Genomic DNA, 25,324 nt, shown 5'->3' on the forward strand with positions numbered 1-25,324 from the left:
GCACCGCCATGCCCGTGGCCGCCCCCGATCAGATCCGCGTCTTGGTCGCCGACGACCAGCCCGACATCGTGCAAGCCCTTCGCCTGCTCCTGAAGGCGGAGGGATACCGAGTGGAAACGGCCGACTCGCCGGCCGCCGTCGCCCGGCAGCTGCAGGCGAACGACTTCGACGTCGTGCTGCTGGACCTGAACTACGCGCGCGACACCACCTCCGGCGCCGAGGGGCTGGACCTGCTGCGGCGCATGCGCACCGTGCACCCCGCCCTTCCCGTGGTGGTGATGACGGCGTGGGGGAGCGTCGAGGGGGCCGTCGAGGCCATGCGCCTGGGCGCGCGCGACTACGTCGAGAAACCGTGGGACAACCACCGGCTGGTGACCACCCTGCGCGCGCAGGTGGAGCTGGGGCGGGCCCTGCGGCACAGCCGCCAGCTGGAGGACGAGAACGCGCGTTTGCCGCAGGATGGCACTCCGTCGCTGGTGTGCGAGTCTCGCGCCATGCGCGAGATGGTGGCCATGCTGGAGCGCATCGCGCCCTCCGACGCCAGCGTGCTGATCACCGGCGAGCACGGAACGGGGAAGGAGGTGGTGGCCCGCCGCCTTCACGCCGGCTCGTCGCGGACCTCGCGCCCGCTGGTGACCGTACACGCGGGCGGCATCGCCACGGGGGTGGTGGAAAGCGAGCTGTTCGGCCACGTGAAGGGCGCCTTCACCGACGCCCGCTCCGAGCGGGTGGGGTACTTCGAGGCCGCCCACCGGGGCACGCTCTTCCTGGACGAGATCGGCACGATGCCCATGGCGCTGCAGGCCAAGCTCCTGCGGGTGCTACAGACGGGCGAGTTCCAGCGGGTCGGCTCTACCCAGCCGCGCACGGCCGACGTGCGGCTGATCTCGGCTACCAACCTCGACCTTCACCACGAGGTGGCAGAGGGGCGGTTCCGCGGCGACCTGCTGTACCGCATCAACACGGTGGAAATCCACGTGCCGCCCCTGCGCGAGCGGCGCGACGACATTCCCGTGCTCGCCACCCACTTCCTCGGGGGCTTCTCCGGCCGCTACCGCAAGGCGGTGAACGCCTTCGAGCCCGACGCCATGCGCGCCCTGCTGGACTACCCCTGGCCGGGCAACGTGCGCGAGCTGGCCCACACGGTGGAGCGCGCGGTGCTGCTGGCCAGCGGCGAGCGCGTGACGCCGGGGGACCTGAACCTGCGCCCCGCCGCGGCGCGGGGGGCGGATGGGCTCGAGGAAATGCCGTTGGAAACGGCCGAGCGCCACATCATCCGCAAGGCGTTGGACCGCCACGGCGGCAACGTCAGCCACGCCGCCGAGGCGCTGGGCATCTCGCGCAGCGCCCTGTATCGCCGGCTGCAGAAGCACGGGCTCGACGCGTGACTTGGCCGGCCCGCTCCGACCGGCAGGTGCTGCTGCTGGCCTTGGCCGCCGGGCTCCCCGGGACGGCCGCTGCCCTCGCGCTTGCCTGGGCCCTTCCCGCCCCGCCCTGGCTGCGCTGGGGCCTGTCGCTCCTGCTCCCTACCGTGTGGATCGCGGGGGCCCAGGCCCTCCGCCACCGGTTCACCCGCCCGGTGCAGACCATCGCCAACCTGATCGGGGCGCTGCGCATCGGCGACTACTCGGTGCGCGCCCGCGGTGCCCGGGCCGACGACCCGCTAGGGCTGGCCCGGCTGGAACTGAACGGCCTGGCCGACCACCTACGGCGGCAGCGGCTGGGCGGCCTCGAGGCGGGTGCGCTGCTCCGTGCGGTGCTGGCCAACTTGGACGCGGTGGTGCTGGCGCTCGACGACCGGGGGCACATCCAGTTCGCCAACCGCGCGGCTGAGCGGCTGCTGGGGCGTTCGGCCGAGAGCCTGGTGGGGGCGTCGGCGGTCGAGGCGGGGCTCGAGCCCCTGCTGCGGCGGCAGACCTCGCCCATCGTGGAGCACGCCTTTCCTGGGGGCGCCGGGCGATGGGACGTGCGCAGGGCCACCTTCCGGCAGGAAGGAGTGCCTCATCAGCTGCTGGTGCTTTCCGACGTGGGGCAGATGCTGCGGCAGGAGGAGCGCGGCGCCTGGCGGCGGTTGATCCGCGTGCTGAGCCACGAAATCAACAACTCGCTCACCCCCATCCAGTCCATCTCCCGCGGGCTGCTGGACGTGATGCGCCGCGACCCCCCGCCGCCCGACTTCGACGACGACTTGGCGCAGGGGCTGGGCGTCATCGCGGGACGGGCGGAGGCCCTGGGGCGGTTCATGACCAGCTACGCGCGGCTAGCGCGGCTTCCCCCGCCCCGCAGGCGGCGCGTGGAGGTGAGCGAGCTGGTGCACCGCGCCGTGAGGCTGGAGACGCGGCGGCCCATCCGCCTAGTGGGCGGTCCGCCCGTGGCGCTGGACGCGGACTCCGACCAGCTGGAGCAGGTGCTGATCAACCTCCTGGCCAACGCGTCCGAGGCGGCGGCGGAAACCGGTGGCGGGGTGGAGGTGGGCTGGAGCGTGGACGCGCGCTTCGTACGGCTCTGGATCCGGGACGACGGGCCTGGCATCGCGGCGGCGACCAGCCTGTTCGTTCCCTTCTTCACGACGAAGCCCCATGGCAGCGGTATCGGGCTGGTGCTCAGCCAGCAGATCGCCGAGGCGCACGGGGGGCGGGTGGAGCTGGTGGACCGCGAGGACGCGCGCGGCTGCGAAGCACGGCTGGTACTGCCGCTGAAGCCGGAGGGAGGGAACCCCGCTACCCTCTGATCGCCCGCCACGCTAGCACGGAGGCCGCGGAACAACCTCCTCCGCGAACTCCGTGTGAGAACCCCGATCCGTCTACCAGCCGACGGGTTTGCCCGCGTTCTGGCGGTCCAGCCACTCCTTGAGCGGCGCGAAGTACTCCATCATCGCGCCCGCGTCCATCTGCCGCTCGCCGGTCATGGCGAACAGCGTTTCCTGCCACGGCTGGCTCTGCCCGGCCTCCAGCATCGTCGCCAGCTTGGCGCCCGCCTGCTCGCTGCCGTAGAACGAGCACCGGTACAGCGGCCCCGTGTGCCCCGACTCGCGGCAGAGCGAGCGGTAGAATTGGAACTGGAGGATGCGCGCCAGGAAGTACCGCATGTACGGCGTGTTCGCCGGAATGTGGTACTTGGCACCCGGGTCGAAGTCCGCCTCGGAGCGCGCCACCGGCGCCGAGACGCCCTGGTAGCGATTGCGCAGCTCCCACCACGCCGCGTTGTAGTTGGCGGGAGTGATCTGCCCCGAGAACACGCCCCACCGCCACTTGTCCACCATCAGGCCGAAGGGCAGGAACGCCACCTTGTCCATGGCCTGGCGCAGCAGCAGCGCCGTGTCGGCCGCGGGGGCGGGCACCTGCTCCAGCAACCCCACCTGCTTCAGGTACGCGGGGGTGATGGAAAGCGCGATGGCGTCGCCGATGGCCTCGTGAAAGCCGTCGTGCGCGCCGTTGCGGAACAGCTGCGGCTGCACGCGATAGGCGCGCTGGTAGAAGTTGTGGCCCAGCTCGTGGTGGATGGTGACGAAGTCCTCGCCCGTGGGCTCGATGCACATCTTGATGCGCACGTCGTCCTCGTCGTTCACGTTCCACGCGCTGGCATGGCACACCGCCTCGCGGTCGCGCGGCTGCGTGAGCATCGACCGCTCCCAAAAGGTGGCCGGCAGCGAATCGAAGCCCAGCGAGGTGAAGAAACGCTCGCCGTACTGCGTCATCCCGCGGGCGTCCAGCCCCTTGCGACGGATCAGCTCTGTCAGGTCGAAGCCGGCGCCCGCCGCGTTGCGGGGCGCCACCAGCGGGTAGATGTTCCCCCACTCCTGCGCCCACATGTTCCCCAGCAGGTGCGCGGGAATCATCCCGTTGGCCGGCACCACCTGCGCCCCGTACTGCTCCACCAGCCGCGTGCGGACGTACGCGTGAAGCGACTCGTACAACGGGCGAACCTGCTGCCACAGCCGCTCCACCTCGGCCTCGAACTGGTCGGGCTGCATGTCGTAGCCCGAGCGCCACATGGCGCCGGTGTTAGGGTGCCCCAGCTCGCGCGCGCCCTTGTTGGAAAGCTCCACGAAGCGCGAGTACCGCTGGCGCATGGGCGCGCCGACGGCGTGCCAGCCCTGCCACACGTCGCGCAGCTCCCGCGGATCGCGGCTGGTGGCCATGATGCGCGACGCCGCGCCGATGTCCAGGCACGCGCCCGCGGCGCGGCAGTACTGCCCGCGCCCGTAGTCGGCCTCCATCCCCACCGTCAGGCGGGTGAGCTCCGACGCCTCTTCCGGGTTCCCCGGCGGCGGCGCGACCAGGGCCAGCTTGAGCAGGTTCAGCTTGCGGCGCTGCGCGGCGGGAAGCTGCACGTCGTCATAGCGCCGCGCGGTGAGCGCCCGGCGCTGGATGGCCACGTTCAGGTTCTTCTGCGCCTCGGCCGAAAGGGCCTCGGTGTCGCTGGTGATGTAGGTGGCGGCCACCCACCCCGCCTGGTTGGAGCGCAGCGACAGCTCGCGGAGCTCGGCCTCGCTCTCGGCGATGAAGGCGGCGGCCTGCTCCGGCGTGGCCGCCGCGGCGGACTGGGCTACCGCGACGGGCGCTTCCGCCGGCGGAACGACCGTTCCGGCGCAGCCGGCCGCGAAGCCCGCCAGAGCCAGCGCGCCCAGGCGGGCGAACAAGTTACGTGGCATGCAGTTACGTCCTTGGAGATGCGTATCTTCACTCGCGGAACGGTGCGTACAGTGACACACATCGGGAGGTTCCACAAGGGGCGGCGGAATACGAAGAGGGCCGGCCCCGCGTGCGGGGCCGGCCCTCTCGTCATCCCGGAAGAGTGGACGTCAGCGGCGCAGGATCGACCAGCCGCTGAGGGCCGCGAACACGTCGGTGCCCGTGGGACCCCAGAAGTCGAACACCTGCTGGGCCGGCGCCTCCTCCATGATCCACCGCGCGCCGTTCCACCGGTAGATGGTGCCGCCGGACCCGCCGACGAACACGTTGCTTGCCGACGTTCCCCACGCGGCGTACAGGAAGTTCTGCGTGGGAAGCTGGATCATGGACCACGAGGCGCCATCGTAGTGGAACACCTTGCCGCCGGCGCCCACGACGTACACGTCGCTGGCCGACGAGCCCCACACGCCCCACATGTCGACGATCTCCGGCAGCGTCACCTTCGACCACGCGGTGCCGTCGAAGTGAAGCAGCACGCCCCCGTCGCCGGTGGCGTACACGTTGCTGGCCGAGGTGCCCCACACCCGGCGAAGGAGCGTGGTGACGCCGCTGTTCATGGGCGTCCAGCTCCCCGCCTTGCCGCGCAGGATGGTTCCGCGGTCGCCCACCACGAACCAGTCGTTGGGCCCGGCGGCCCACACGCCCCAGAGGTAGATGTTGGGCGAAGGCGTGTACCAGTTGCCCAGGGCAAGGGGGTACACGCTCTGGCCATCCCACTGCTCCTGGGCCCACACCTGCCCGTCGAAGTGCAGGATGCGCCCGGCCTGCCCCACGGCGTAGATGTCGTCGGCCGAGGTGCCGTAGATGTCGAGCGTGCCGTGCCACTGCACGGTGTCGACGTTGCTCCACTTCACCCCGTCGAAGTGCAGCACGCTGGTCCAGTTGGCCGCGTAGATGTTGTTCACCGACGTGCCCCACAACGCCCAGTTGCCCTGGTCGTGGGCAGGCTCCATCAGGTGCCAGCGGTGGATCGGCTCGTCGACGATCAGCGCGGCGCTCCCGGTGACGGACCCGCTGGTCGCCGTGATGGAGGTGAACCCCGTCTGGCTCCCCGTCGCCAGCCCATTCGCGTCTACCGTGCCCACGCTGGCGATGCTCGACGACCAGGTGACCGGCGCACCGGCGATGACGTTGCCGTGCAGGTCGGTGACCACGGCGGTGAACTGCCGGGTTTCGCCGGGGAGCACCGTCGCCGTCCCCGGGGTGACGATGACGGCCCCGGGGATCCCCGTCTCGATGCGGAACTTCACCGCCAGCGTCTGCCCGTTCACCACGGCGACGTACCGGGTGCCGTCCACGCCGCGCGCCGCCGAACCGTTCGCCACCACGCGCACGTCGGCATGGCCGAGCTCACGCGAGCCCACGCTCACGCGAACGCGGTACACCTGCGCCTCGCTCAGCGAGAACTGCCGGGTGTGCCAGTTGACGTGGTAGTGCGAGTCGGAAACCTTCACCGCCTCGCCACCAGTGCCGCCCGCCCGCGTGTACGCGGCCACGGGCGAGGTGCAGGTGGTGCCCGACCACGCGCAGATGGTGACGGTGGGATCGAGATCCGTGTCCAGCGCACCGGCCGCGCCGGGGTTCCTGGCCATCGGCGGCAGCCAGAAGAAGCCGGGGGTGCCGCCGTGCGCGGCGTCGGAGATGGATAACGCCGCCACGCCTGTGGGGGCAGCCGGGTTCTCCAGGTCGGCGCACGCGGCGCCGAGGAGCGCCAGCGCGGCGAATGCCACACGGGTCTGCCGGCTCGTTGCGAGCCGGAATACGGGGGTAGTGATCATGAGCGGGAGGAGGCGAACAGATTGCCGGCGCAGCGGTCCGGCGGCGCCCTTCTTCGGTAGCCCAGCTGTCTCGGGGAGACCTGTGGCTTTGCGGACCGGCCTCGCGGCCGGGGTGCGTTTTCGGCGAGGTGGGGTTTAGCGTACTACAAAATAAGTGTTGTTTTGATGAACGCAAGTGTGTTGATACAGAAAACCGTTGCAGACTCGCGGCTTGGGATGTGCCGACGGCGTCCTGAAGCGCGTTTTGCGCCGGAACGTCGTTCCCTGTCCGACCGATTCCATATGACGCCCCGTCCCGCGGCATGGCGGACGCGGCTCGGCGCGTACCGCGCTCATCGTTCGGATGAAAGAAAACGCAGAGAGCACTTTCGGCTCCCTGCGTTCATCTCTGCCCGGGCGGCGGTAAAGCTCAGGGCGTGCTGTCCACGCGAACCGGGACGCTTGCGGTGTCGCCGCGGGCCGGCGCGCTCACCCGGCCCCCTTCCACCAGCGCGGAGTCGCGCGCGTCCAGCGCCTCCAGGTGAATGGTGGTGTCGACGGCCATCCCCATTCGCGCCGCCTCTTCGGGAGAAAGCGCCTTGGCCTCGGTCTCCACCTGCTGCGACGACAGCCCGTCCTCCCACTCCTTGTTCGTGGTATCCATCTTCGCCGGCCCCCCCGCGCCCTTCTCCCCGCCCCTTCCGCATGCGGCCACGAGCAACGCGGCGGCGAGCGCCAGGGGCAAACGGCGGAACCCAGACATCGGCATGATGGCGTCTCCGTAGGATCTCGGAAAAAGATCGATGGGGCGGCGGCCCGCGCTCAGGCGCGCGGGCCCGCCGCGTCCAGAAAGTCGCGGACGCGCTCCCACACTTCGACGGCCCGCTCCCAGTGCGGAAGCCCGCCCGTGGGAAGGCCCACGACGGTGACGTTGGGGCGGCCGTCCAGCTCGGGAAGTCGGTCGTAGTTCTCCTCCCGGCGGTTCTCCACCGTGCCATGGATCACCAGCAGCGGCTGCCGCAGGCGGCGGAAGGCGTCGGCCGAGTCGCGCGGGAACATCCGCCCGCTCAGGAAGTCGTCCAGGGGCAGGGCGGCCCCCTCCATCCGCGAGGTCTCGGCGGCGAAGTCCACGAACTCCTCCGGCACGCCGAACTCGGGGGTGAACAGGTTGTCGGCCGCGAACTGGTACAGCGACTCCGGCGTGGTCAGCCGGTCGTAGAAGGCGCGCTGCACCCCGGGAAGGGTGAACAGCAGCCGCGACCAGATGCGCGGCAGGGCGCCCGGGTTCTTGCCCAGCCCCGAGGGCTCCAGCGCCACCAGGGCGTGCACCAGGTCCGGCCGCCGCCGCGCCACCTCGGCCGCGTACGCCGCGCCCAGCGAAAGGGCCACCACGTCGGCCCCGCCCGCGGGCTTCACCACGCGCTCCAGGAAGTGCTCCAGCTGGTCTTCCATCAGCCCCGGCTCGTAGGCGATCTCCGGGCGGTCGCTGTGCCCGAACCCTACCCACTCCAGCGCGAACAGCGGCCGGTCGGTGTAGCGGGCGAACGCGCGCACCATGGGCCGCATCTCGTGCGCCGAGGCCACCGCGTTGATGGAGTGCAGGAACACCACCGGGCGCCCCGTGCCCTCGCGCTGGTAGTAGGCGTAGAACACGTCGCCCCACGCCACGTACTCCAGGGGCAGCCCCAGCGCGTTGGGCAGCTCCGTCACCGGCTTGCGGCGCGCCTTGCGGGCACCCAGCAGGTACACCGCGTACGCCCCCAGCGCCGCCGCGCCCAGCCCGGCGGCTGCCTTGCGCCGCGTGCTGCCCAGCAGCGGCGTGCCCTTCGCTTCGTCCTGGCGCTCTTCCGGGCGCCCCTCGCGGCCCGTCTTCGGGCCCTCGTTCACGGCCATCCGCTCCTCTCGCGTTCGCTCCCCGCCAGCCCCGTCCATCCCCCGTGCAATCCCCGTGCAAACGCCAAGGCCCGGCGACTCCGCCGGGCCCGTGCAGCTCTTTCCCGGTGGCCCGACGCCGGTCGCGTCAGGGGGCCGCCGCCGCCGCCGCGGACGACGCCACGGCGTCGCGGGGCACGTTCAGCGACTGCCACCCCCGGTCGGCCAGGTCCAGGAGCCCCCAGCGCTGACGCACCCCCGCCGCGGTCATCCCGCCGGGAAACACCTGCGCGCCGGCGGTAAAGAACAGCAGCACGATCAGCGCCGCCGCGGCCACTACGCCCGCCATGGCCGGACGAGGCAGCCGCGCGTGGGCGTGCTCGTCGACGCTGCGCGCGGGGCGCATGTACATTACCACGATCACGCGCAGGTAGTAGAAGTACGAAACCAGCGACGCCAGCACCAAGATCACCGCAATCGGCGTCAGGTTCTGCGGGGCCGACACCAGCGCGCGCAGGATGTACAGCTTGCCCAGGAACCCCGCCGTCAGCGGAAAGCCCGCCAGCGACAGCAGGAAGATCGAGAACACCGCGGCGAGCAGCGGCTTCTGGTGCGCCAGCCCCGAGTAGTCTTCCAGCGTCACCCGCTCGTCGGCGCCGCGCGCGTTGGCGATCACCACCCCGAAGGCACCCGCCGTCATCAGCGTGTACACGAGGAGGTAGAAGAGGAAGGCGCCCGGGCCGCCGGAGTTGATGGCCAGCAGCGCCGCCAGCAGGTACCCCGCGTGCGCGATGGACGAATACGCCAGCATCCGCTTCACTGAGCCCTGCGTCGCCGCGATCAGGTTGCCCCCGATCATGGTGAGCATGGCGATGAAGAAGATGGGGATGGCCCAGTGCTCGTACCCACCCGCGAAGCCCACCAGGAACACGCGGATGAACGCCGCGAACGCCGCCGCCTTCACGCCGGTGGCCATCAGCGCCGTCACCGGCGTGGGCGCGCCGTCGTAGGCGTCGGGAGTCCACATGTGGAAGGGCATGGCCGCCACCTTGAACCCGAAGCCCACCAGCAGCAGCGCCATCCCCGCCATCAGCATGGGCTCGTCGCGGTTCCCCGCGATCAGCAGCTGGTTCAGCGTGGCGATGTTCGTGGTCCCCGTGGCGCCGAAGGTCAGCGCGATGCCGTACAGGAAGAACGCGCTGGTGAAGGCGCCCAGCAGGAAGTACTTCAGCGAGCCTTCCGTGGAGCGCGCGTCCAGGCGGTCGAAGCCCACCAGGACGTAGATGGCCACCGACATCACCTCCAGGCCGATGAACACCATCAGCAGGTCGGTGGCGCCGGCCATCAGCATCATCCCCAGCGTGGCGAACAGGATCAGCGCGTGGAACTCGCCGCGGTTGATCCCCCGCCGGTCCAGGTACCCCATCGACAGCAGCAGCGCCATCCCGGCCGCCAGCAGGCAGATGAAGTTCACGATCACCCGGAACGAGTCCAGCGCCACCATTCCCGGCACCGACCCGGCCTGGTGGCTCATCCGGTACAGCGCCACGTTGGCGACGGCCGTCAGCACCAGGCTGCCAATGGACAGCCAGGGGATGGCGCGGCTGGAGGGTTCGGAGCGGTTGCCCTTCTGGAACACGTCCACCAGCAGCACCGCCATCGCGCAGAGCGAAAGGACGATTTCCGGCAGCAGCGCCCAGAAGTAGTGGCCCTGGTTGGCCAGGTTCAGTTCCATCAATCGGCTCGGGCGCGGGTCAGCGGGTCGGTTCGGCGGCGTCGAGGGCGGCAAAGCCGAAGGGCTCCACCACCGTCGAACGCTCGCTCATCTGCAGAATCATCTTCGCCGCGGGCTCCATGCGGTCCAGGACGGGCTTGGGGTAGAAGCCCAGCCACAGGATCAGCACCACCAGCGGCACCAGGATCGCCAGCTCGCGAAAGTTCAGGTCCGGCAGCCGGCGGTTGGCAGGCTTGTCGAGCGGGTTGAACAGGATGCGCTGCACCATCGGCAGCATGTAGTACGCGGCGAAGATCACCCCGGTGCTGGCGATCAGCGCCATCCAGGGCGCGCTGCGGAAGGTGCCCAGCAGCACCAGGAACTCCGAAAAGAACCCGGCCGTCCCCGGCAGCCCGATGGAGGCCATCGCCGCGAACACCAGCATCACCGACAGCAGCGGCACCGTGGCCGCCAGCCCGCCGAAGTCCTCGATCTCGTAGCTGTGGCGCCGCTCGTACAGCATGCCCAGCAGGAAGAAGAGCATGGGCGTGGAAAGGCCGTGGCCGATCATCACCAGCAGCGCGCCCTGCAGCCCCTGCAGGTTGAAGGCGAAGATGCCCAGGATCACGAAGCCCAGGTGCGCCACCGAGGTGTACGCCACCAGCTTCTTGGCGTTGGGCTGCACCGCCGCCACCATGGCCGTGTAGATGATGCCCACCACCCCCAGCACCATCGCCCAGAAGATGGTGCGCGGGTCCGTGGCCGCGTCGGGGAACAGCGTCACGCCAAAGCGGATGAAGCCGTAGGTGCCCATCTTCAGCAGCACGCCCGCCAGGATCACCGAGCCCGCCGTGGGCGCCTGCACGTGGGCGTGCGGCAGCCAGGTGTGGAACGGGAACACGGGCACCTTGATGGCGAACGCCAGCGCGAAGGCCAGGAACAGCAGGAACTGCTCGGCCGACGTGGTCTTCACCTCGAGGAAGGCGTAGTAGCTGAAGCTGGGCGGCGCGCCGCCGGCCTGGGCCCTCCACCACAGGTACAGGATGGCCACCAGCATCAGCAGCGAGCCGATGGTGGTGTACAAAAAGAACTTCACCGCCGCGTACACCCGCTCCTTGCCGCCCCACACGCCGATCAGGAAGTACATGGGGATCAGCATCATCTCCCAGAACATGTAGAACAGGAACATGTCCAGGGCCACGAACACGCCCACCACGCCCGACGTCAGCGTGAGCAGCGCGGGGTAGAAGGTGCGCTGGCGGTCGCGGATGTACGTCCACGAGCCCAGCACCATCAGCGGCAGCAGCAGCGTGGTCAGCAGCACCATGAACAGGCTGATGCCGTCCATCCCGATCTGGTAGCGGATGCCCCAGTCCGGGAACCACGCCGCGTTGGCGCAGTTCTGCATCAGGACGTTCACGTTGTCGCGGACACCCAGACCCACCAGTCCGCCCGACCCGGTGAAGGTACACCGCCCCGTCGGGTCGAATTCCTGGAACAGAGGCAGCGATACGAGTAATTCAAGGATCCCTACTCCCAGCGCGACCTTCCGCGCGTTCCGCTCGCCCGCCAGGTACGCGGCCAGCGCGCCCAGCACGGGGAACAGGATCAAAAAGGTGAGGATCCAGTGGCTCTGGTAGATCGATTCCATTTCCGTCTGCGCGTCAAAGGGCCATGAAGCTGCCCAGCACCACCAGCACACCCACGATCAGCACGAACGCGTAGGTGTTCACGTAGCCGGTCTGGGCCCGGCCCATCCACAGCCCCAGCGCCTGCGCCATGCGTCCGAACCCGTCGACCATGCCGTCGATGCCGCGGTCGAAGCCCCACTGCAGGCGCGACAGGAAGTTCACCGGCTTCACCACCGTGCGGTCGTAGAACTCGTCCACGTACCACTTGTTGTAGAGCGCCTTCTGCAGCCCGCCCTCGTACGCCGGCTCCACGTCCGCCGTCCGCACGCGGTCATTGCTCTTGCTCACTAGCACCCACGCCAGCACCAGCCCGACCACGCCGATGCCGATGGCCAGGATGATGGGGAGAGGAGAGTGGTGAACCTCGCCCAACCCACCCAGGCTGTCACGCACGTAGCCTTCAGAGCCGGCAAGCACCGGCTGCAGCCAGTGATGCAGCGCTGCGCCCTGCCCGAAGTTGAACCACTCGACCACGGGTACGTGCTCTTCGACGTTCAACAGGCCGCCAAAGGTCGACAGCAGCGCCAGCACGATCAGCGGCAGCGTCAGCGTCCAGTTGCCCTCGTGAAGGTGGCTGCGCTCCGTATCCGTCCCCCGGAATCGGCCGAAGAAGGTGTAGATCATCATCCGGCCCATGTAGAAGGCCGTAATGAAAGCCGTGATCGACAGGATCGTCCCGATGCCGATCATCCACCACTTGGGATTGATACCTACGGTTTCGTGCGCCAGCCCCACGGCCAGGGGGTTGTGGCCCCCTGCGCCCAGCCAAGCCGCGCCGATGATCTCGTCCTTGGAGAAGAATCCAGCGAACGGCGGCACGCCCGCGATGGCCAGCGTGGCGATGCCCATCGTGGCGAACGTGATCGGCAGGTGCTTCTTCAGCCCGCCCATGTTGCGCATGTCCTGCGCGTCGGCCGGGTTGTGCGTGGCGTGGAAGGCGCCGTGCATGGCGTGGATCACCGCGCCCGAGCCCAGGAACAGGCAGGCCTTGAAGAAGGCGTGGGTCATCAGGTGGAATACGCCCGCCGTGTAGGCGCCCATCCCCACAGCGGCGAACATGAAGCCCAGCTGCGACACGGTGGAATACGCCAGCACCTTCTTGATGTCCCACTGCTTCAGGCCGATGGTCGCCGCGAACAGCGCCGTCAGCGTGCCCACGACGGCCACCACCAGCGAGGCGACGGGAGCCAGGGTAAAGATCACGGACGAGCGGACGACCAGATAGACGCCCGCGGTCACCATCGTCGCCGCGTGGATCAGCGCCGAGACGGGCGTGGGGCCGGCCATGGCGTCGGGCAGCCACACGTACAGCGGCAGCTGCGCGCTCTTGCCGGCGGCGCCCAGGAAGAAGAACAGCGCGATCCACGTCACCACCGGCCCGCCGAACTCCAGCGAAGTGGCCGCCTGGAACACGCTGTTCTCCCCGGCGAAGTCCAGCGTTCCCAGGTTGGCGAACAGCAGGAACATCGCCATCAGGAACCCGAAGTCGCCGATGCGGTTGACGATGAACGCCTTCTTTCCTGCATCCGCGTTCGCCTTTTCCTTGAACCAGAAGCCGATCAGCAGGTAGCTGCACAGGCCCACGCCCTCCCAGCCCACGAACATCAGCGGGTAGGACGATCCCAGCACCAGGATCAGCATGAAGAAGATGAAGAGATTCAGGTACGCCATGAAGCGCGGGTACCCGGGATCCTCCTTCATGTAGCCGATGGAGAAGATGTGGATCAGCGAGCCCACGCCCGTGATGATCAGCGTCATCACCATGGAGAGCGGATCCAGCAGCAGGTCGAAGCCTACCTGCAGGTCGCCGACGGGCATCCAGTCCCAGCCGTGGATGGGCTCGAACGTCCCCGCCCCGCGCATGTTCATCCAGTTGAGCACGGCGATGGCGAACGCCGCCAGCAGCACGCCCGGCGCGATGAACGACGGCGCGACGTGCGTCCACGGCTTGGGGCCGCCGTGGTGCCCGTGGTCGTCGTGCGCGTCGTGGCCGTGCGCATCATGGCCGTGCGCGTCGTGCGCATGGGCGTGATGAGCATGATCGTCCGCGTGGTCGCCGGGGTTGGGGCGCGTGCCCTGATCCAGGTGCTCCTGCTCGCTGGGCGCACCCGCGTGGGCGTGCGCCAGGGCCGGGGCGGCGGCGTGGGCGTGGTGCTCGTGCCCGTGCGTGTCCCAGTACGGGTCGCCCACGGGGGGAACGGAGGGCAGCGCCTTGCGCGCGGCGTACAGCGCGATCAGGCCGTTGACCAGAAAGCCCAGCAGCGGCAGGGCCAGGATCAGCCAGGGCAGCACCGGGTGGAACGTGGCGCCGTGCGAGGCCGCTTCGGCGCCGTGCGCGGCGGCGGCCGGCGCGCCGTGCGCCGCTTCGGCGGCTTGAAGGAGGAGCATCACCCCTACCACCGTAGCAGGCTGAAGTTCTTGATGTCCACCGACTCGCTATGGCGGAAGACCGAGATGATGATGGCCAGCCCCACCGCGGCTTCGGCGGCGGCGACGGCGATCACGAAGAAGACGAACACCTGCCCCTGCACCCCGGCGTAGGGCGAAAGCGACACGAAGGCCAGGTTCACGGCGTTGAGCATGAGCTCGATGCACATGAACAGGACGATCGCGTTGCGGCGGATGACCACCCCCGCCACGCCGATGGAGAACAGGATGGCGCTGAGCGCCAGCGAGTACTGCAGCGGAACGTGCTCCACGTGCTCCTCAGATCTTTCTCTTGGCCAGCGCCACCGCGCCCACCACCGCGATCAGCAGCAGCATGGCCGTGGCCTGCAGCGGAACGACGTACTCCTGGTACATGGGAATGCCGATCAGCCCCACGGTGCCGCGCTCGGCGGTCTGCGCCGCCAGGGCGGCGTGCCCCACGTCGGCCCCCACGCCCGTGGGCGGAAGGCCGGTGAACATGCGGCCCAGCAGCGCGATCATCACCAGCGCGGCGCCGCCCGCCATGATCTTCCACCCGGTGCCGCGGATGTCCACCTCGTAGTCGTTGCCCAGGTTCAGCAGCATGATCACGAAGAGGAACAGCACCATGATGGCGCCGGCGTACACCAGGATCTGGACGATGCCGATGAAGAAGGCGCCCAGGAGGGTGTAGATGGCGGCCAGCGCGAAGAAGGTGCCGATCAGCCACAGGGCGCTCGACACGGGGTTCTTCCGCGAGATCACCATCACGGCCGAGCCGATGGCGCAGGCCGCGAAGAAGAAGAACAGGATCTGGGTCAGCATCTGGTATCCACGTTGTGCACCCTCATCCACCAGTGGTCAATCAGCCCGGGCGGTTGAAACCGCGGCAACAAAGGCCCGAAGTCCGCCTCCGCGGACTGCATCCTCTGCATCGGCGCGCCTCGATGACCGACGGCGAAGTCCGCCTCTCCGGACGGCACCCTCTGCGATCGTGCGCCTCGACAAAACACCGGCGCGGTCCCCCTCCAGTGGCGGTTGAAACCGCGGCTGGAACTTCACGAAGTCCGCCTTCGCGGACTGCTTCCTCTACATCCGTGCGGTTCGACCGAGCCTGGCGAGACCGCTTACAGCCCGGACGTCAGCAAGCTACCGCCGTTACTTTCGCACTCACGCACTCACGCACTTCCGCACGACAGCCAGCCGCTCACTCCCCGGCTGGGTCCGCCGGGTCCCACAGCAGCGTGCTGGGGTGCGTCTGCTTCATCAGGCGGTCCAGGTCGTACACGAAGTTGTCGCGCGTGTACTCGCCCGCCTCGTAGTGGTTGCCCACGTGGATGGCCTCCACCGGGCACACCTCCTGGCACATCCCGCAGAAGATGCAGCGGAACTCGTCGATCTCGTAGACGATCGGGTAGCGGTTGCCCTGGTCGTCCTCGCCAGGCACCAGCTTGATGCAGTTGGCCGGGCAGATGGTGGGGCACAGGCCGCACGCCACGCACTTGGGACGCCCGTCGTCGTGCGTCTCCATCACGTGGGTGCCGCGCCACCGCGGGCTCAGCTGCTTCTTCTCGTCCGGATACTGGATGGTCTTGTCCGACCGGTCGCCCGCCGACTGCACCAGGTGCCGGAAGGTGAGCGCCATCCCCGAAAGCGTGGCGCGGATGTACGACGACTTCCGCACCGGGCGCTTCATGATCTGAACCGTGGCCGCCATAGTTCCGTGCCTCTATCTGACGGCAGAGCCGGGCGTCGTCAGCCGCTGGCGCATCTGCTCCGCCCGCCGCCGCGCCAGGTGCTGCGCGTGAATCCGCTTTTCGTCCATCGAGCCCGTGCCGGAAAGCACGCGCCCCCGGTCCATCAGCCACATCACCAGGAAGAGCATCACCCCGTTCACCGCCGTCAGCACCAGCCCGCCGAACAGGGTGATGGCCCCGCGCGTGCCGTCGGGCGCCACCTGCACGAACGGCTCGCCCGCGCTGTCCAGCCCCAGCACCGTGGCGCCCGTCACCACGACGGCCACCAGGGCGGCGGGAAGCATGATCTTCCACCCCAGGTCCATCACCTGGTCGTACCGGAAGCGCGGAACCGTCCAGCGCACCAGCATGAAGATCAGGATGAAGAAGAAGGTCTTCGCGGCGAAGAAGCCGAAGCTGACGACCGTCTTCCAGATAGCCGGCTGCGCGCCGATCCAGCGGCCGTCGGCCCCGAAGCCCAGCATGTCGTCGCCGCCGTAGCCGGGGATGTCCCAGCCGCCCAGGAACAGCGTGGCCATCAACGCCGACACCGTCAGCACGTGCGCGTACTCGGCGATGAAGAACATGCTGAACTTCATCGCGCTGTACTCGGTGTGGTAGCCGGTCACCAGCTCGCTCTCCGCCTCGGGAAGGTCGAAGGGGAGGCGGTTGGTCTCGGCGAAGCAGCTGATCCAGAAGAAGAAGAACGACACCGAGAACGGCAGCGCGAACCACAGGTTCATCTGCTGCTGCTTGTACACGATCTCGGGGAGCCCCACGTTGCCGACCACGAAGAACAGCGACATCAGCGACAGGCCCAGCGCGATCTCGTAGCTGATCATCTGCGCGCCCGCGCGCAGCCCGCCCAGCAGCGCGTACTTGTTGCTGCTGGCCCAGCCGGCGAGCACGATCCCGTACACGCCCAGCGAGCTGAACGCCAGCAGGAACAAAATGCCCACGGGCAGGTCGGCCACGATCATGGGGATCACCCCCCAGCGCGTGGGGAGCGGCGCCGCGAACGGGATCACCGCGAAGGTCACCAGCGCCGGGATGATGGACAGCATGGGCGCCAGCGTGAAGAACACCCGGTTCGCCTCCGCCGGGTTGGTCTCTTCCTTCAGGATGTTCTTGATGCCGTCGGCCAGGGGCTGCCCCAGGCCGCCGGGACCCACGCGGTTGGGGCCCAGGCGATCCTGCATCCAGGCGCTCACCTTGCGCTCCATCAGCGTCAGCATGGCCACCACCACCATGACGACGCTGAAGGCCGCGATCACCTTGATCATCGACCACACCAGGAACGCCATGTCCGACGGCTGGTGAAGGTTCGAGATCGTCTGCACTGCTTGCATGACTATAGAAAGTGCCTGGTGACTAGTCCCTAGTGCCTAGTGCCCGATACTTGGCACCTGGTACTTGGCCCTTGGTACTGCCGTTCAGTCCCCCGTTTCCTGCAGCTCGCGCACGCCGGGAAGCACCGCCCCGTTGGCGCCCAGGTCCGCCCAAGCCAGCTGGCCGAACTCCGGACGTACCGCGCCCAGCGTGGCGAACGCGTCGGCCGCCGTTCCCGGCGCCCCCGCCTCGCTGATCCCCGCCAGCAGCACGCCCAGAATCTGCCACGCCGGCCGCGCCATTCCCGGCGCCCGCACCGCGGGCCAGAAGCGCTGCACGCGGCGCTGGATGTTCGTAAAGGTGCCTTCCATCTCGGCGAACGTGGTCGCCGGCAGCACGAAGTGGGCGTTGCGCGCCGCGGGGCCCAGGTGCTGGCCCACGTAGACGAAGAGGGACGCGTTCGCCCCGAAGTCCGCCGGCGCGTCGCCCAGCTCGTCGCCCAGGACGAAGAGCACGCCCGTGTGGGCCCCCACCGACTCCAGCCCGCCCGTGCCGTCCGGCCGGCCCGTCCGCCCGTAGCCGAACAGCTCGGCGCCCACGGCGTTGGCTGCGCGGTCGCGGCGCAGCGCCAGCTCCGGGAAGCCGGGAAGCACCACCTCTTCGCCCTGCTCGCAGCGGAACACGCCCTCACCGCCGCCGACGGCCTCCATCACCCGGCGCAGCGCGCCCAACCCCTCGTTCGCCTCGAACGGCGAGACGACGGCCCGCGCGCCGCCCGCGGCGCCGCGCAGGGCGTCGGCCAGCAGCGTGAGCGTCTCCGCCCACGACTTGGGCGCGTGGCGTCCCGAGGCGTCGCGCACCAGCGGCGCCTCGATGCGGTCCACGCGGTTCATCCAGTTGTAGTTCAGCCGCCCGAAGTCGCACATCCAGTGCGCGTTCACCTCGGGGTTGGGGCGCGGCTTCAGGCGCATCACCTGGTCGTCGCGCGTCTCCAGCCGGATGTTGCACCCCATGCTGCAGTTGGGGCAGACCGAGGGAACGCGGTCCAGGTCCCAGGCGCGCGCCTTGTGAAGGAAGTCCTTGCTCACCAGCGCGCCCACGGGGCAGATGTCGACGATGTTGTCGGCCCAGATGTTCCCCGTCAGCCCCTCGTCGTAGAAGGTGTCGATCACGGCGCGGCTCCCGCGCTGCACCACGGTCAGCCGCTCGTCCTGCGCAACCTCGCGCATGAAGCGCACGCAGCGGGTGCACATCACGCAGCGGTCGGCGTAGAACAGCACGTCGCCGCCGAAGTCGTCGCGCCCCAGCACCCGCTTGGGCTCGCGCGAGCGGCCCATGGCGGGCCCCTCGGCCGAGACGTAGTCCTGCAGCTTGCACTCGCCCGACTGGTCGCACACCGGGCAGTCCAGCGGGTGGTTGACCAGGTAGAACTCCAGCACCCCCTCGCGCGCCTTGAGGGCGTTCTCGCTCTGGGTGTGCACCACCATGCCGTCCGTCACCGAGCCCACGCACGCGGGGATCAGCTTGGGCGATTTTTCCACCTCGACCAGGCACATGCGGCACTGGGCCGGGGCCGACATGCCGGGGTGGTAGCAGTAGTGGGGGACGTCGACGCCCGCCTGGGCGCACGCGTCCAGCAGGCGCGTGCCCTTGGGCACGTCCAGCGTCATTCCGTCTACGGTGACGGAAACGGTCTCAGGCGTCGGGGTCGGTTCGGCCATCGCCGGCTTCTCTTTCGTTCAGTCGTGGCCGGCGGTCATCGCCCGCCGGCCCCGGCGAGCTGCCCGGCGTCCATCAGCGCCAGGTAGTCGTCGCGGAACTTCTGGATGGACGACACGATGGGCGCGGCGGCCGCGTCCGACAGCACGCAGATGGTCTTCCCCGACATCTTGTCGGAAATGTCCAGCAGCGTGTCGAGGTCGTCGGGAGTGCCGCGGCCGCGCTCCACGCGCTTCAGGATCTTGCTGGCCCACGCCGTTCCTTCACGGCAGGGCGTGCACTGGCCGCAGCTTTCGTGGGCGTAGAAGTCCACCATGCGGCGAACCTGCTTGACCACGTTGGTGCCGGAATCCATCACGATCACCGAGCCGCACCCCAGCATGGTGCCCGCTGCGGCCATCGACTCGTAGTCCATGCCGATGTCCAGCTCGTCGGCCGTGAGGATGGGCACCGACGAGCCGCCGGGGATCACCGCCTTGATCGGCTTGCCGCTGGGGGTGCCGCCGCAGACGTCGTAGATGAACTCGCGGAAGTTGAAGCCCAGCGGCACCTCGTAGTTGCCGGGGCGCTTCACGTGGCCGGAAACGCAGAACAGCTTGGTGCCCACCGACTTTTCGGTGCCCCACTGCTTGTACCACTCGGCGCCGTTGTGCACGATGTGCGCGGCGGCGATCAGCGACTCCACGTTGTTCACCGCCGTGGGGTAGCGGAAGGCGCCCGCAATGGCCGGGTACGGCGGCTTCACCCGGGGCTCGCCGCGGCGCCCCTCGAGCGAGTTGAGCAGCCCCGTCTCTTCCCCGCAGATGTACGCGCCCGCGCCGATGTGCAGGGTGATGTCGATGTCGACGCCCGAGCCCATGATGTTCTTGCCCAGGTACCCCGCCGCGTACGCCTCTTCGATGGCCCGCGCCATGATCTGCGCCGCCTCGAAGAACTCGCCCCGCACGTAGATGTACGCGTGCTCGGCGTTGATGGCGTAGGCGCCCACCACGCACCCCTCGATCAGGGCGTGCGGCGTCCACCGCATCAGCTCGCGGTCCTTGAAGGTGCCGGGCTCGCTCTCGTCGGCGTTGCAGACGAGGAAGTGGGGCTTGCCGGGCTCCTTCTTGGGCATGAAGCTCCACTTCATCCCGGTGGGGAACCCCGCGCCGCCGCGGCCGCGCAGCCCCGACGCCTTGACGATGTTCACGACCTCGGCGCGGTCCAGCCCGAGCGCGGTGCGCATGGGCTTGTAGCCGCCGAGCGCCTCCCACCCCTTCAGGGTGCGAGCCTCGGGGGTGCCGAAGTGCTCGGAGATGACGAGCGTCTCGGCCGGGTGCCGGTACGGATATGCCATGGAAGTGCCTAGTGCCTAGTACCGAGTGCCCAGTGCCCGCCCAGCAAGTACCACCTGGCACTTGGTACTGAGCACTTGGTACTTCTCTCTCCCCCTCACGTAAGCCTCGCCAGCACGTCCGGCACGCTCTCGGGCCGCACGTTCTCGTAGTAGAACTCGTTGATCTGCACCGCCGTCGGAAAGCCGCAGGCGCCCAGGCACTCCACCTCGATCACCGTCCACAGCCCGTTGGCCGAGGTTTCGCCCAGCTCGGTGCCCGTGTGCTTGAGGAAGGCCTCGAGCACGGCGTCGCCCCCGCACAGGTTGCACGAGATGTTGGTGCACACCTGGATCAGGTACTTCCCGACCGGAGCCAGGTTGTACATGGTGTAGAAGGTGGCCACGCCCCGTACGTACGCCGGCGGAAGCTGGAGCTTCTCGGCCACCTCGTCCTGCGTTTCGGGCGACAGGTACCCGCGGATCTCGTGCGCCAGGTGAAGTGCGGGAAGCAGCGCCGCCTGCCGGTCCGGGTAGCGGCTGAGGATCTTCTCCAGCCGATCCTCGTAGGGGCCGTGGAAGATGGGCGCCTGCGGGTCCTTGGTCGCCGTGTGGTACGGCAGGGTGCCGGCCACCGAGGCGTGGCCGCCGTCCGCCGGGCGCTGCCCGATGAAGGCGGTGCCCCGCACGTCGGCCTCCGTCAGCCCCGCGAACTCGCCGGTGTCACCCACGAAGCCGGGGTTCTGCACCGCCGCAGGCCACGACGTCGGGTCGTATTCGCTCCCGGCGCGAATCGGCTCGGCGCTCATCGGTCGATCTCCCCCAGCACGATGTCGAGCGACGCGTTCACGGCGATCACGTCGGAAAGAAGCGCCCCCTCGATCATGTGCGGCAGGGCGGCGATGTTGATGAAGCTGGGCCCGCGCACGCGCCAGCGGACGGGCTTGGCCCCGCCGTCGCTGACGACGTACATCCCCAGCTCGCCCTTGGACGACTCGACGGAGAACCACGACTCGCCCACCGGGGCGCGCACCCCCTCCATCACCACCTTGAAGTGGTGGATCATCGACTCCATGTCGTTCATCGCCGCCGTCTTGGTCGGCAGGATCACGCGCGGATCGTCGATGTTGATGGGGCCGCCGGGAAGCCGCTCGATGGCCTGGCGGAGGATGCGGATGCTCTGGCGCATCTCCTCCATCCGGCACATGTAGCGGTCGTAGATGTCGCCGTGCTCGCCCACGGGCACCACGAAGTCGTACTGGTCGTAGTCGTAGTACGGGCGGTCCTTGCGGACGTCGTAGTCCACCCCCGAGGCGCGCAGGTTGGGCCCGCTGAGGCCGAAGTTCACCGCGTCCTCGGCCGAGATGACGCCCACGCCCTGCGTGCGCCCGATCCAGATGGCGTTGTTGGTGAGCAGCGTCTCCACCTCGTCGAGCACGGGGAGAAAGCCGTCCATCCACTTGCTCAGCTGCTCCACCCACCCGGCCGGCAGGTCGGCCATCATCCCCCCGATGCGGGTGGACGAGGTGGTGATCCGCGCGCCGGTCAGCGACTCGTGAAGGTCGTAGATCAGCTCGCGCTGCTGGAAGGTGTACAGGAAGACGGTGAACGCGCCCAGGTCGATGGCCGTCGTCCCCAGCCAGAGCAGGTGGCTGAAGATGCGGTCCAGCTCCATGCACATCACCCGCACCACCTTGCACCGCTCCGTCACCTGGATCCCCATCATCTTTTCGACCGCCATGGCGTAGGCGCAGTTGTAGATGAGGGGCGCCAGGTAGTCCATGCGGTCGGTCAGCGGGACGATCTGGTTCCAGTCGCGGTACTCGCCCAGCTTTTCGAAGCTGCTGTGCAGGTAGCCGATGTGCGGGATGCAGCGCACGACCGTTTCGCCGTCCAGCTCCAGCACCAGCCGCAGCACGCCGTGCGTGGCGGGGTGCTGCGGGCCGATGTTGATGAGCATGTGCTCGCCGGCCACGTCCTCGTGCACCTCGCGGGCTTCGCCCTGCACGGGAACGATGGGGGCGTGCACCAGGCTGCCGCCGGAGGCCAGCTCGGGGCTGCGGGTGACGTTGTAGACGACTCTGCGCAGTGCCATCAGCCCGCTCCCATGCCGATGCCGGGCATCTCGCCCTGGTTGGGCACGCCGGGACCGCCCTCGACGATCACGTCGGGAAGCGGCTGCCCCAGGACGTGGGCGATCTCCAGCTCCTGCGGCGAATAGTGGTCTTCGGTCTTCATGGATAACGCGCGGCGGGTCTGCTCGGCGCGGCTGAAGCGCCCGCGGAGCGGAAAGTCCTTCCGCAGCGGGTGCCCCTCGGCGTAGTTGTACGGCATGAGGATGCGGCGCAGGTCGGGGTGCCCCCGGAACACCACGCCGAACATGTCGTACACCTCGCGCTCCATCCAGTCGGCGGCGCGCCACAGGAAGTAGGTGCTGTCGATTTCCAGCGCCTCCAGCGGAAGCTCGCATTTCACGCGGAGGTTCAGCTTCGTCGGAATCGACCAGAGCTGGTACACCACCTGGATGGCCCGGCCGCCGCCGTAGTCGATGGCGGTCAGGTCCTGCAGGAAGTCGTACCGGCAGGTGTCCTTCAGCCAGCCCAGCACCTCAAGGTTGCGCTCGGGCGGGATGTAGACGATGTGCTCGTCGCCGGCCACCACCTCGTGCCGCAGCACGCCCGCGCCGAAGTGCTCGCGCAGCGCGTCGACGGTGGGGTGCGGCGGCAGGTCGCCGGCCTGCGGGGGCGCTTCGGGCGCCTGGGCCTCGGAGGGGCCGGGGCCCTGGTCCAGCCCCTCGAGGCCCTTCTTGAACTCGCCGTTGGCCATGTCCGTCAGGGCAGGCGGTCGCTGACGCGCACCACGGCACCCGTGCTCACCAGCCCGCTGGCGCGGTTCTGGTTGGTGCTGTTGCCGAACGGCAGCGTGATGCGGTCGATGGTTTCCTGCGGCAGGTAGCTCCCCGTTTCCGGGAGCTGGTCCACCGCGTTCCACTCGTCCTCGGAGCTGGGCGACGAGTTCCGGATCTTTTCCTGGATCAGCAGGATGCCGTAGATCAGCGACTCGGGGCGCGGCGGGCAGCCGGGCACGTACACGTCGACCGGGATGATGGTGTCGATGCCCTGCACCATGCTGTACACGTCGAACACGCCGCCCGTGCTGGCGCAGGCGCCCATGCTGATGCTCCACTTGGGCGAGGGCATCTGCTCCCAGATCTTCTTGAGCACGGGCGCCATCTTGTAGCTCACCCGCCCCGCGCAGATCAGCAGGTCGGCCTGGCGGGGGCTGAAGCTCATGCGCTCCATGCCGAAGCGGGCCAGGTCGAACCGGGTGGCGGCGGTGGCCATCATCTCGATGGCGCAGCACGCCGTGCCGAAGGGCATGGGCCAGAGCGAGTTGGTGCGCGCCCAGTTGACGACGGCGTCCACGCGCGTCGTCAGGAACCCGGGCGAGCCGTCGAACAGGTTGCCCTGCTGCTGCTGGGTGGCGGGCTGCACGGTTCCGGGCAGCCCCTGGTGCACGGCCAGCCCGCGGCCGTCGCGGGGCTGGCCCTCGGTCATATCGCCACTGTGGCCGGACGGGCGGTCGTTCAGTCCCATTCCAGCGCTCCTTTCTTCCATTCGTAGACCAGGCCCACCGTCAGGATGAACACGAAGATCATCGCCGTGGCGAACCCGTGCCATCCCAGCGCCCGGGCCGAAACGGCCCACGGGAGCAGGAACACGGTTTCCACGTCGAAGACGATGAACAGGATCGCCACGACGTAGAACTTCACCGAGAACCGCTCGCGCGTTCCCCCCAGCGGCACCATGCCGCTTTCGTAGGGCGCCGACTTGTTCTTGGTGGCCTTTCCCGGGCTGAGCACCGTGGACAGCACCACCATGAAGATGGCGTTGACCACCGAGACGGCCAGGAGGATCAGCACCGGGATGTAGGGTCGAAGCATCGCTTCGGGCCTGTCCTGTAACAGGAGTTTGTGAAACGTTTCACTAGGGTGGAGCCGCGGCAAGATACAGCCCCGTATCACCGGGGTCAAGCCAGCCCCGGCGCGGGTTTTTCGGCCCCTTGCCGCCCCCCGCGGGCGGGCGTAGCTTGGGCGCCGGACTTCAGCCCTACCCGTGCCTCTCCGCCTGCTCCGTACGGGCTGCCCCGTGCGGCCCCCGGCGCGCGGCCTTCCCGACCCCTTCAAGCTTCGTTCCGCCGCATGAGCATACGCTCCGACAAGTGGATCCGGCGCATGGCCCGCGAGCACGGGATGATCGACCCGTTCGAGGACGCGCAGGTGCGGGCGGGAACCATCAGCTACGGCGTGTCGAGCTACGGCTACGACATGCGGGTGGCGAACGAGTTCAAGATCTTCACGAACGTCAACAACGCCATCGTCGATCCCAAGGCGTTCAGCGACAAGTCGTTCGTGCCCTTCGAGGGCGACGTGTGCATCGTGCCGCCCAACTCGTTCGCGCTGGCCCGGTCGGTGGAGTACTTCCGCATCCCCCGCGACGTCATCACGCTCTGCGTCGGCAAGTCTACGTACGCGCGGTGCGGGATCATCACCAACGTCACGCCGTTCGAGCCCGAGTGGGAGGGTTTCGTGACGCTGGAGATCAGCAACACCACGCCGCTGCCAGCCAAGATCTACGCCAACGAGGGGATCGCCCAGGTGCTCTTCTTCCAGGGCGACGAGCCCCCCGAGGTGAGCTACGCCGACCGCAAGGGCAAGTACATGGGACAGGTGGGGGTCACGACGCCCCGGCTGTAACGGCGGTGCGCTGCGCGGGGGTGTAGAGTGCGTGCGCCGGAGCCTGTCATCCTTGGGCTGGAGTGCGCGACCGAGCCTGTCGTCCTGAGCGGGAGTGCACGGCCGAACCCGTCCTCCCGAGCGGGAGTGCGCGTCCGAGCCTGTCATCCCGAGCGCGGGAGTACTGACCGCTCGTCCTGAGCGGGAGTGCGCGCCGGAGCCTGTCATCCTGAGAGGGTGTTGAGATAACCGAACAAAGTGCGAACATGCACAAGTAGACGGTGTATGCGGCTGGCATGACTAGCCTCAGATATCCGACAGACTTGACCGATTCGCAGTGGGAGCTGCTGCGCCCGCTC

At 68.8% G+C, this 25,324-nt stretch carries 21 protein-coding genes and 1 riboswitch; of the genes, 3 read left to right on the forward strand and 18 right to left on the reverse strand.

Going from position 1 to position 25,324, the window contains the following annotated elements; translation table 11 throughout:
• The first annotated feature begins 8 nt into the window (after positions 1 to 8).
• Complete coding sequence (locus VF632_RS22210; RefSeq protein WP_331025119.1) at positions 9 to 1,388, forward strand: sigma-54 dependent transcriptional regulator; 1,380 nt, start codon at positions 9 to 11, stop codon at positions 1,386 to 1,388.
• Positions 1,385 to 2,731 (forward strand): sensor histidine kinase, encoded by a 1,347-nt coding sequence (locus VF632_RS22215; protein ID WP_331025120.1) that lies wholly within the window; start codon positions 1,385 to 1,387, stop codon positions 2,729 to 2,731. The genes VF632_RS22210 and VF632_RS22215 overlap by 4 nt, the downstream gene beginning before the upstream one ends.
• 72 nt (positions 2,732 to 2,803) lie before the next feature.
• On the opposite strand, the gene VF632_RS22220 is transcribed toward VF632_RS22215, so the two are convergent.
• The 18 genes from VF632_RS22220 to VF632_RS22305 form a co-directional block, all read right to left on the reverse strand.
• Positions 2,804 to 4,654, reverse strand: a complete 1,851-nt coding sequence (locus VF632_RS22220) for a M2 family metallopeptidase (RefSeq protein WP_331025121.1) — start codon at positions 4,652 to 4,654, stop codon at positions 2,804 to 2,806.
• A 150-nt stretch (positions 4,655 to 4,804) separates the two neighbouring features.
• Positions 4,805 to 6,424 carry an Ig-like domain-containing protein gene (locus VF632_RS22225; protein ID WP_331025122.1) on the reverse strand — a complete coding sequence of 540 codons (1,620 nt, stop codon included), beginning with the start codon at positions 6,422 to 6,424 and terminating at the stop codon, positions 4,805 to 4,807.
• A gap of 100 nt (positions 6,425 to 6,524) precedes the next feature.
• Positions 6,525 to 6,599: riboswitch (cyclic di-GMP riboswitch) on the reverse strand.
• Between the two features lie 282 nt (positions 6,600 to 6,881).
• Entirely contained in the window at positions 6,882 to 7,220 is a 339-nt protein-coding gene (locus VF632_RS22230) for a hypothetical protein (protein WP_331025123.1), read from the reverse strand.
• Between the two features lie 53 nt (positions 7,221 to 7,273).
• The gene (locus VF632_RS22235) at positions 7,274 to 8,344 is read right to left on the reverse strand and encodes an alpha/beta hydrolase (RefSeq protein ID WP_331025124.1); all 1,071 of its coding nucleotides are present in this window, start codon (positions 8,342 to 8,344) and stop codon (positions 7,274 to 7,276) included.
• Between the two features lie 127 nt (positions 8,345 to 8,471).
• Entirely contained in the window at positions 8,472 to 10,058 is a 1,587-nt protein-coding gene (locus tag VF632_RS22240) for an NADH-quinone oxidoreductase subunit N (RefSeq protein WP_331025125.1), read from the reverse strand.
• Positions 10,059 to 10,077: 19 nt separating this feature from the next.
• Positions 10,078 to 11,688, reverse strand: coding sequence for an NADH-quinone oxidoreductase subunit M (locus VF632_RS22245; protein WP_331025126.1), 1,611 nt, complete (start codon positions 11,686 to 11,688; stop codon positions 10,078 to 10,080).
• Between the two features lie 13 nt (positions 11,689 to 11,701).
• Positions 11,702 to 14,116 carry an NADH-quinone oxidoreductase subunit L gene (gene nuoL / locus VF632_RS22250; protein ID WP_331025127.1) on the reverse strand — a complete coding sequence of 805 codons (2,415 nt, stop codon included), beginning with the start codon at positions 14,114 to 14,116 and terminating at the stop codon, positions 11,702 to 11,704.
• A 5-nt stretch (positions 14,117 to 14,121) separates the two neighbouring features.
• Positions 14,122 to 14,427: an NADH-quinone oxidoreductase subunit NuoK gene (gene nuoK, locus VF632_RS22255; RefSeq protein WP_331025128.1), complete on the reverse strand. Its 306-nt coding sequence runs from the start codon at positions 14,425 to 14,427 to the stop codon at positions 14,122 to 14,124.
• 7 nt (positions 14,428 to 14,434) lie between these two features.
• Positions 14,435 to 14,959 carry an NADH-quinone oxidoreductase subunit J gene (locus tag VF632_RS22260; RefSeq protein WP_331025129.1) on the reverse strand — a complete coding sequence of 175 codons (525 nt, stop codon included), beginning with the start codon at positions 14,957 to 14,959 and terminating at the stop codon, positions 14,435 to 14,437.
• A 382-nt stretch (positions 14,960 to 15,341) separates the two neighbouring features.
• Positions 15,342 to 15,851, reverse strand: coding sequence for an NADH-quinone oxidoreductase subunit I (locus VF632_RS22265; RefSeq protein WP_331025130.1), 510 nt, complete (start codon positions 15,849 to 15,851; stop codon positions 15,342 to 15,344).
• Positions 15,852 to 15,863: 12 nt separating this feature from the next.
• Positions 15,864 to 17,210 (reverse strand): NADH-quinone oxidoreductase subunit NuoH, encoded by a 1,347-nt coding sequence (nuoH, locus tag VF632_RS22270; RefSeq protein WP_331025131.1) that lies wholly within the window; start codon positions 17,208 to 17,210, stop codon positions 15,864 to 15,866.
• Positions 17,211 to 17,303: 93 nt separating this feature from the next.
• Complete coding sequence (locus tag VF632_RS22275; protein WP_331025132.1) at positions 17,304 to 18,920, reverse strand: 2Fe-2S iron-sulfur cluster-binding protein; 1,617 nt, start codon at positions 18,918 to 18,920, stop codon at positions 17,304 to 17,306.
• A 35-nt stretch (positions 18,921 to 18,955) separates the two neighbouring features.
• A complete protein-coding gene (gene nuoF / locus VF632_RS22280; protein ID WP_331025133.1) occupies positions 18,956 to 20,254 on the reverse strand; it encodes an NADH-quinone oxidoreductase subunit NuoF in 1,299 nt (432 codons plus the stop codon).
• 95 nt (positions 20,255 to 20,349) lie between these two features.
• The gene (locus tag VF632_RS22285) at positions 20,350 to 21,039 is read right to left on the reverse strand and encodes an NAD(P)H-dependent oxidoreductase subunit E (protein WP_331025134.1); all 690 of its coding nucleotides are present in this window, start codon (positions 21,037 to 21,039) and stop codon (positions 20,350 to 20,352) included.
• Positions 21,036 to 22,325 (reverse strand): NADH dehydrogenase (quinone) subunit D, encoded by a 1,290-nt coding sequence (nuoD, locus tag VF632_RS22290; protein WP_331025135.1) that lies wholly within the window; start codon positions 22,323 to 22,325, stop codon positions 21,036 to 21,038. The genes VF632_RS22285 and nuoD overlap by 4 nt, the downstream gene beginning before the upstream one ends.
• On the reverse strand, positions 22,325 to 23,056 hold the full coding sequence (locus tag VF632_RS22295) for an NADH-quinone oxidoreductase subunit C (RefSeq protein ID WP_331025136.1): 732 nt from the start codon (positions 23,054 to 23,056) through the stop codon (positions 22,325 to 22,327). Before VF632_RS22295 ends, nuoD begins: the two co-directional genes overlap by 1 nt.
• A 5-nt stretch (positions 23,057 to 23,061) precedes the next feature.
• Positions 23,062 to 23,691 (reverse strand): NADH-quinone oxidoreductase subunit NuoB, encoded by a 630-nt coding sequence (locus VF632_RS22300; protein WP_349262975.1) that lies wholly within the window; start codon positions 23,689 to 23,691, stop codon positions 23,062 to 23,064.
• A gap of 125 nt (positions 23,692 to 23,816) precedes the next feature.
• Positions 23,817 to 24,173, reverse strand: a complete 357-nt coding sequence (locus VF632_RS22305) for an NADH-quinone oxidoreductase subunit A (RefSeq protein WP_331025138.1) — start codon at positions 24,171 to 24,173, stop codon at positions 23,817 to 23,819.
• 258 nt (positions 24,174 to 24,431) lie between these two features.
• Here VF632_RS22305 and dcd point away from each other — a divergent pair, with 258 nt between their 5' ends.
• Positions 24,432 to 24,986 carry a dCTP deaminase gene (dcd, locus tag VF632_RS22310; protein ID WP_331025139.1) on the forward strand — a complete coding sequence of 185 codons (555 nt, stop codon included), beginning with the start codon at positions 24,432 to 24,434 and terminating at the stop codon, positions 24,984 to 24,986.
• Positions 24,987 to 25,324: the final 338 nt, after the last annotated feature.

Source organism: Longimicrobium sp., assembly GCF_036388275.1.
GTDB lineage: Bacteria > Gemmatimonadota > Gemmatimonadetes > Longimicrobiales > Longimicrobiaceae > Longimicrobium.

Bases quoted from the DNA above. Each gene is read 5' to 3' on its own strand.
- VF632_RS22210 (WP_331025119.1), top strand. From the start codon at position 9: ATGCCCGTGGCCGCCCCCGATCAGATCCGCGTCTTGGTCGCCGACGAC.
- VF632_RS22220 (WP_331025121.1), bottom strand. From the start codon at position 4,654: ATGCCACGTAACTTGTTCGCCCGCCTGGGCGCGCTGGCTCTGGCGGGC.
- VF632_RS22230 (WP_331025123.1), bottom strand. From the start codon at position 7,220: ATGCCGATGTCTGGGTTCCGCCGTTTGCCCCTGGCGCTCGCCGCCGCG.
- VF632_RS22235 (WP_331025124.1), bottom strand. From the start codon at position 8,344: ATGGCCGTGAACGAGGGCCCGAAGACGGGCCGCGAGGGGCGCCCGGAA.
- VF632_RS22240 (WP_331025125.1), bottom strand. From the start codon at position 10,058: ATGGAACTGAACCTGGCCAACCAGGGCCACTACTTCTGGGCGCTGCTG.
- VF632_RS22245 (WP_331025126.1), bottom strand. From the start codon at position 11,688: ATGGAATCGATCTACCAGAGCCACTGGATCCTCACCTTTTTGATCCTG.
- nuoL (WP_331025127.1), bottom strand. From the start codon at position 14,116: ATGCTCCTCCTTCAAGCCGCCGAAGCGGCGCACGGCGCGCCGGCCGCC.
- VF632_RS22260 (WP_331025129.1), bottom strand. From the start codon at position 14,959: ATGCTGACCCAGATCCTGTTCTTCTTCTTCGCGGCCTGCGCCATCGGC.
- VF632_RS22265 (WP_331025130.1), bottom strand. From the start codon at position 15,851: ATGGCGGCCACGGTTCAGATCATGAAGCGCCCGGTGCGGAAGTCGTCG.
- VF632_RS22275 (WP_331025132.1), bottom strand. From the start codon at position 18,920: ATGGCCGAACCGACCCCGACGCCTGAGACCGTTTCCGTCACCGTAGAC.
- nuoF (WP_331025133.1), bottom strand. From the start codon at position 20,254: ATGGCATATCCGTACCGGCACCCGGCCGAGACGCTCGTCATCTCCGAG.
- VF632_RS22285 (WP_331025134.1), bottom strand. From the start codon at position 21,039: ATGAGCGCCGAGCCGATTCGCGCCGGGAGCGAATACGACCCGACGTCG.
- nuoD (WP_331025135.1), bottom strand. From the start codon at position 22,325: ATGGCACTGCGCAGAGTCGTCTACAACGTCACCCGCAGCCCCGAGCTG.
- VF632_RS22295 (WP_331025136.1), bottom strand. From the start codon at position 23,056: ATGGCCAACGGCGAGTTCAAGAAGGGCCTCGAGGGGCTGGACCAGGGC.
- VF632_RS22305 (WP_331025138.1), bottom strand. From the start codon at position 24,173: ATGCTTCGACCCTACATCCCGGTGCTGATCCTCCTGGCCGTCTCGGTG.
- dcd (WP_331025139.1), top strand. From the start codon at position 24,432: ATGAGCATACGCTCCGACAAGTGGATCCGGCGCATGGCCCGCGAGCAC.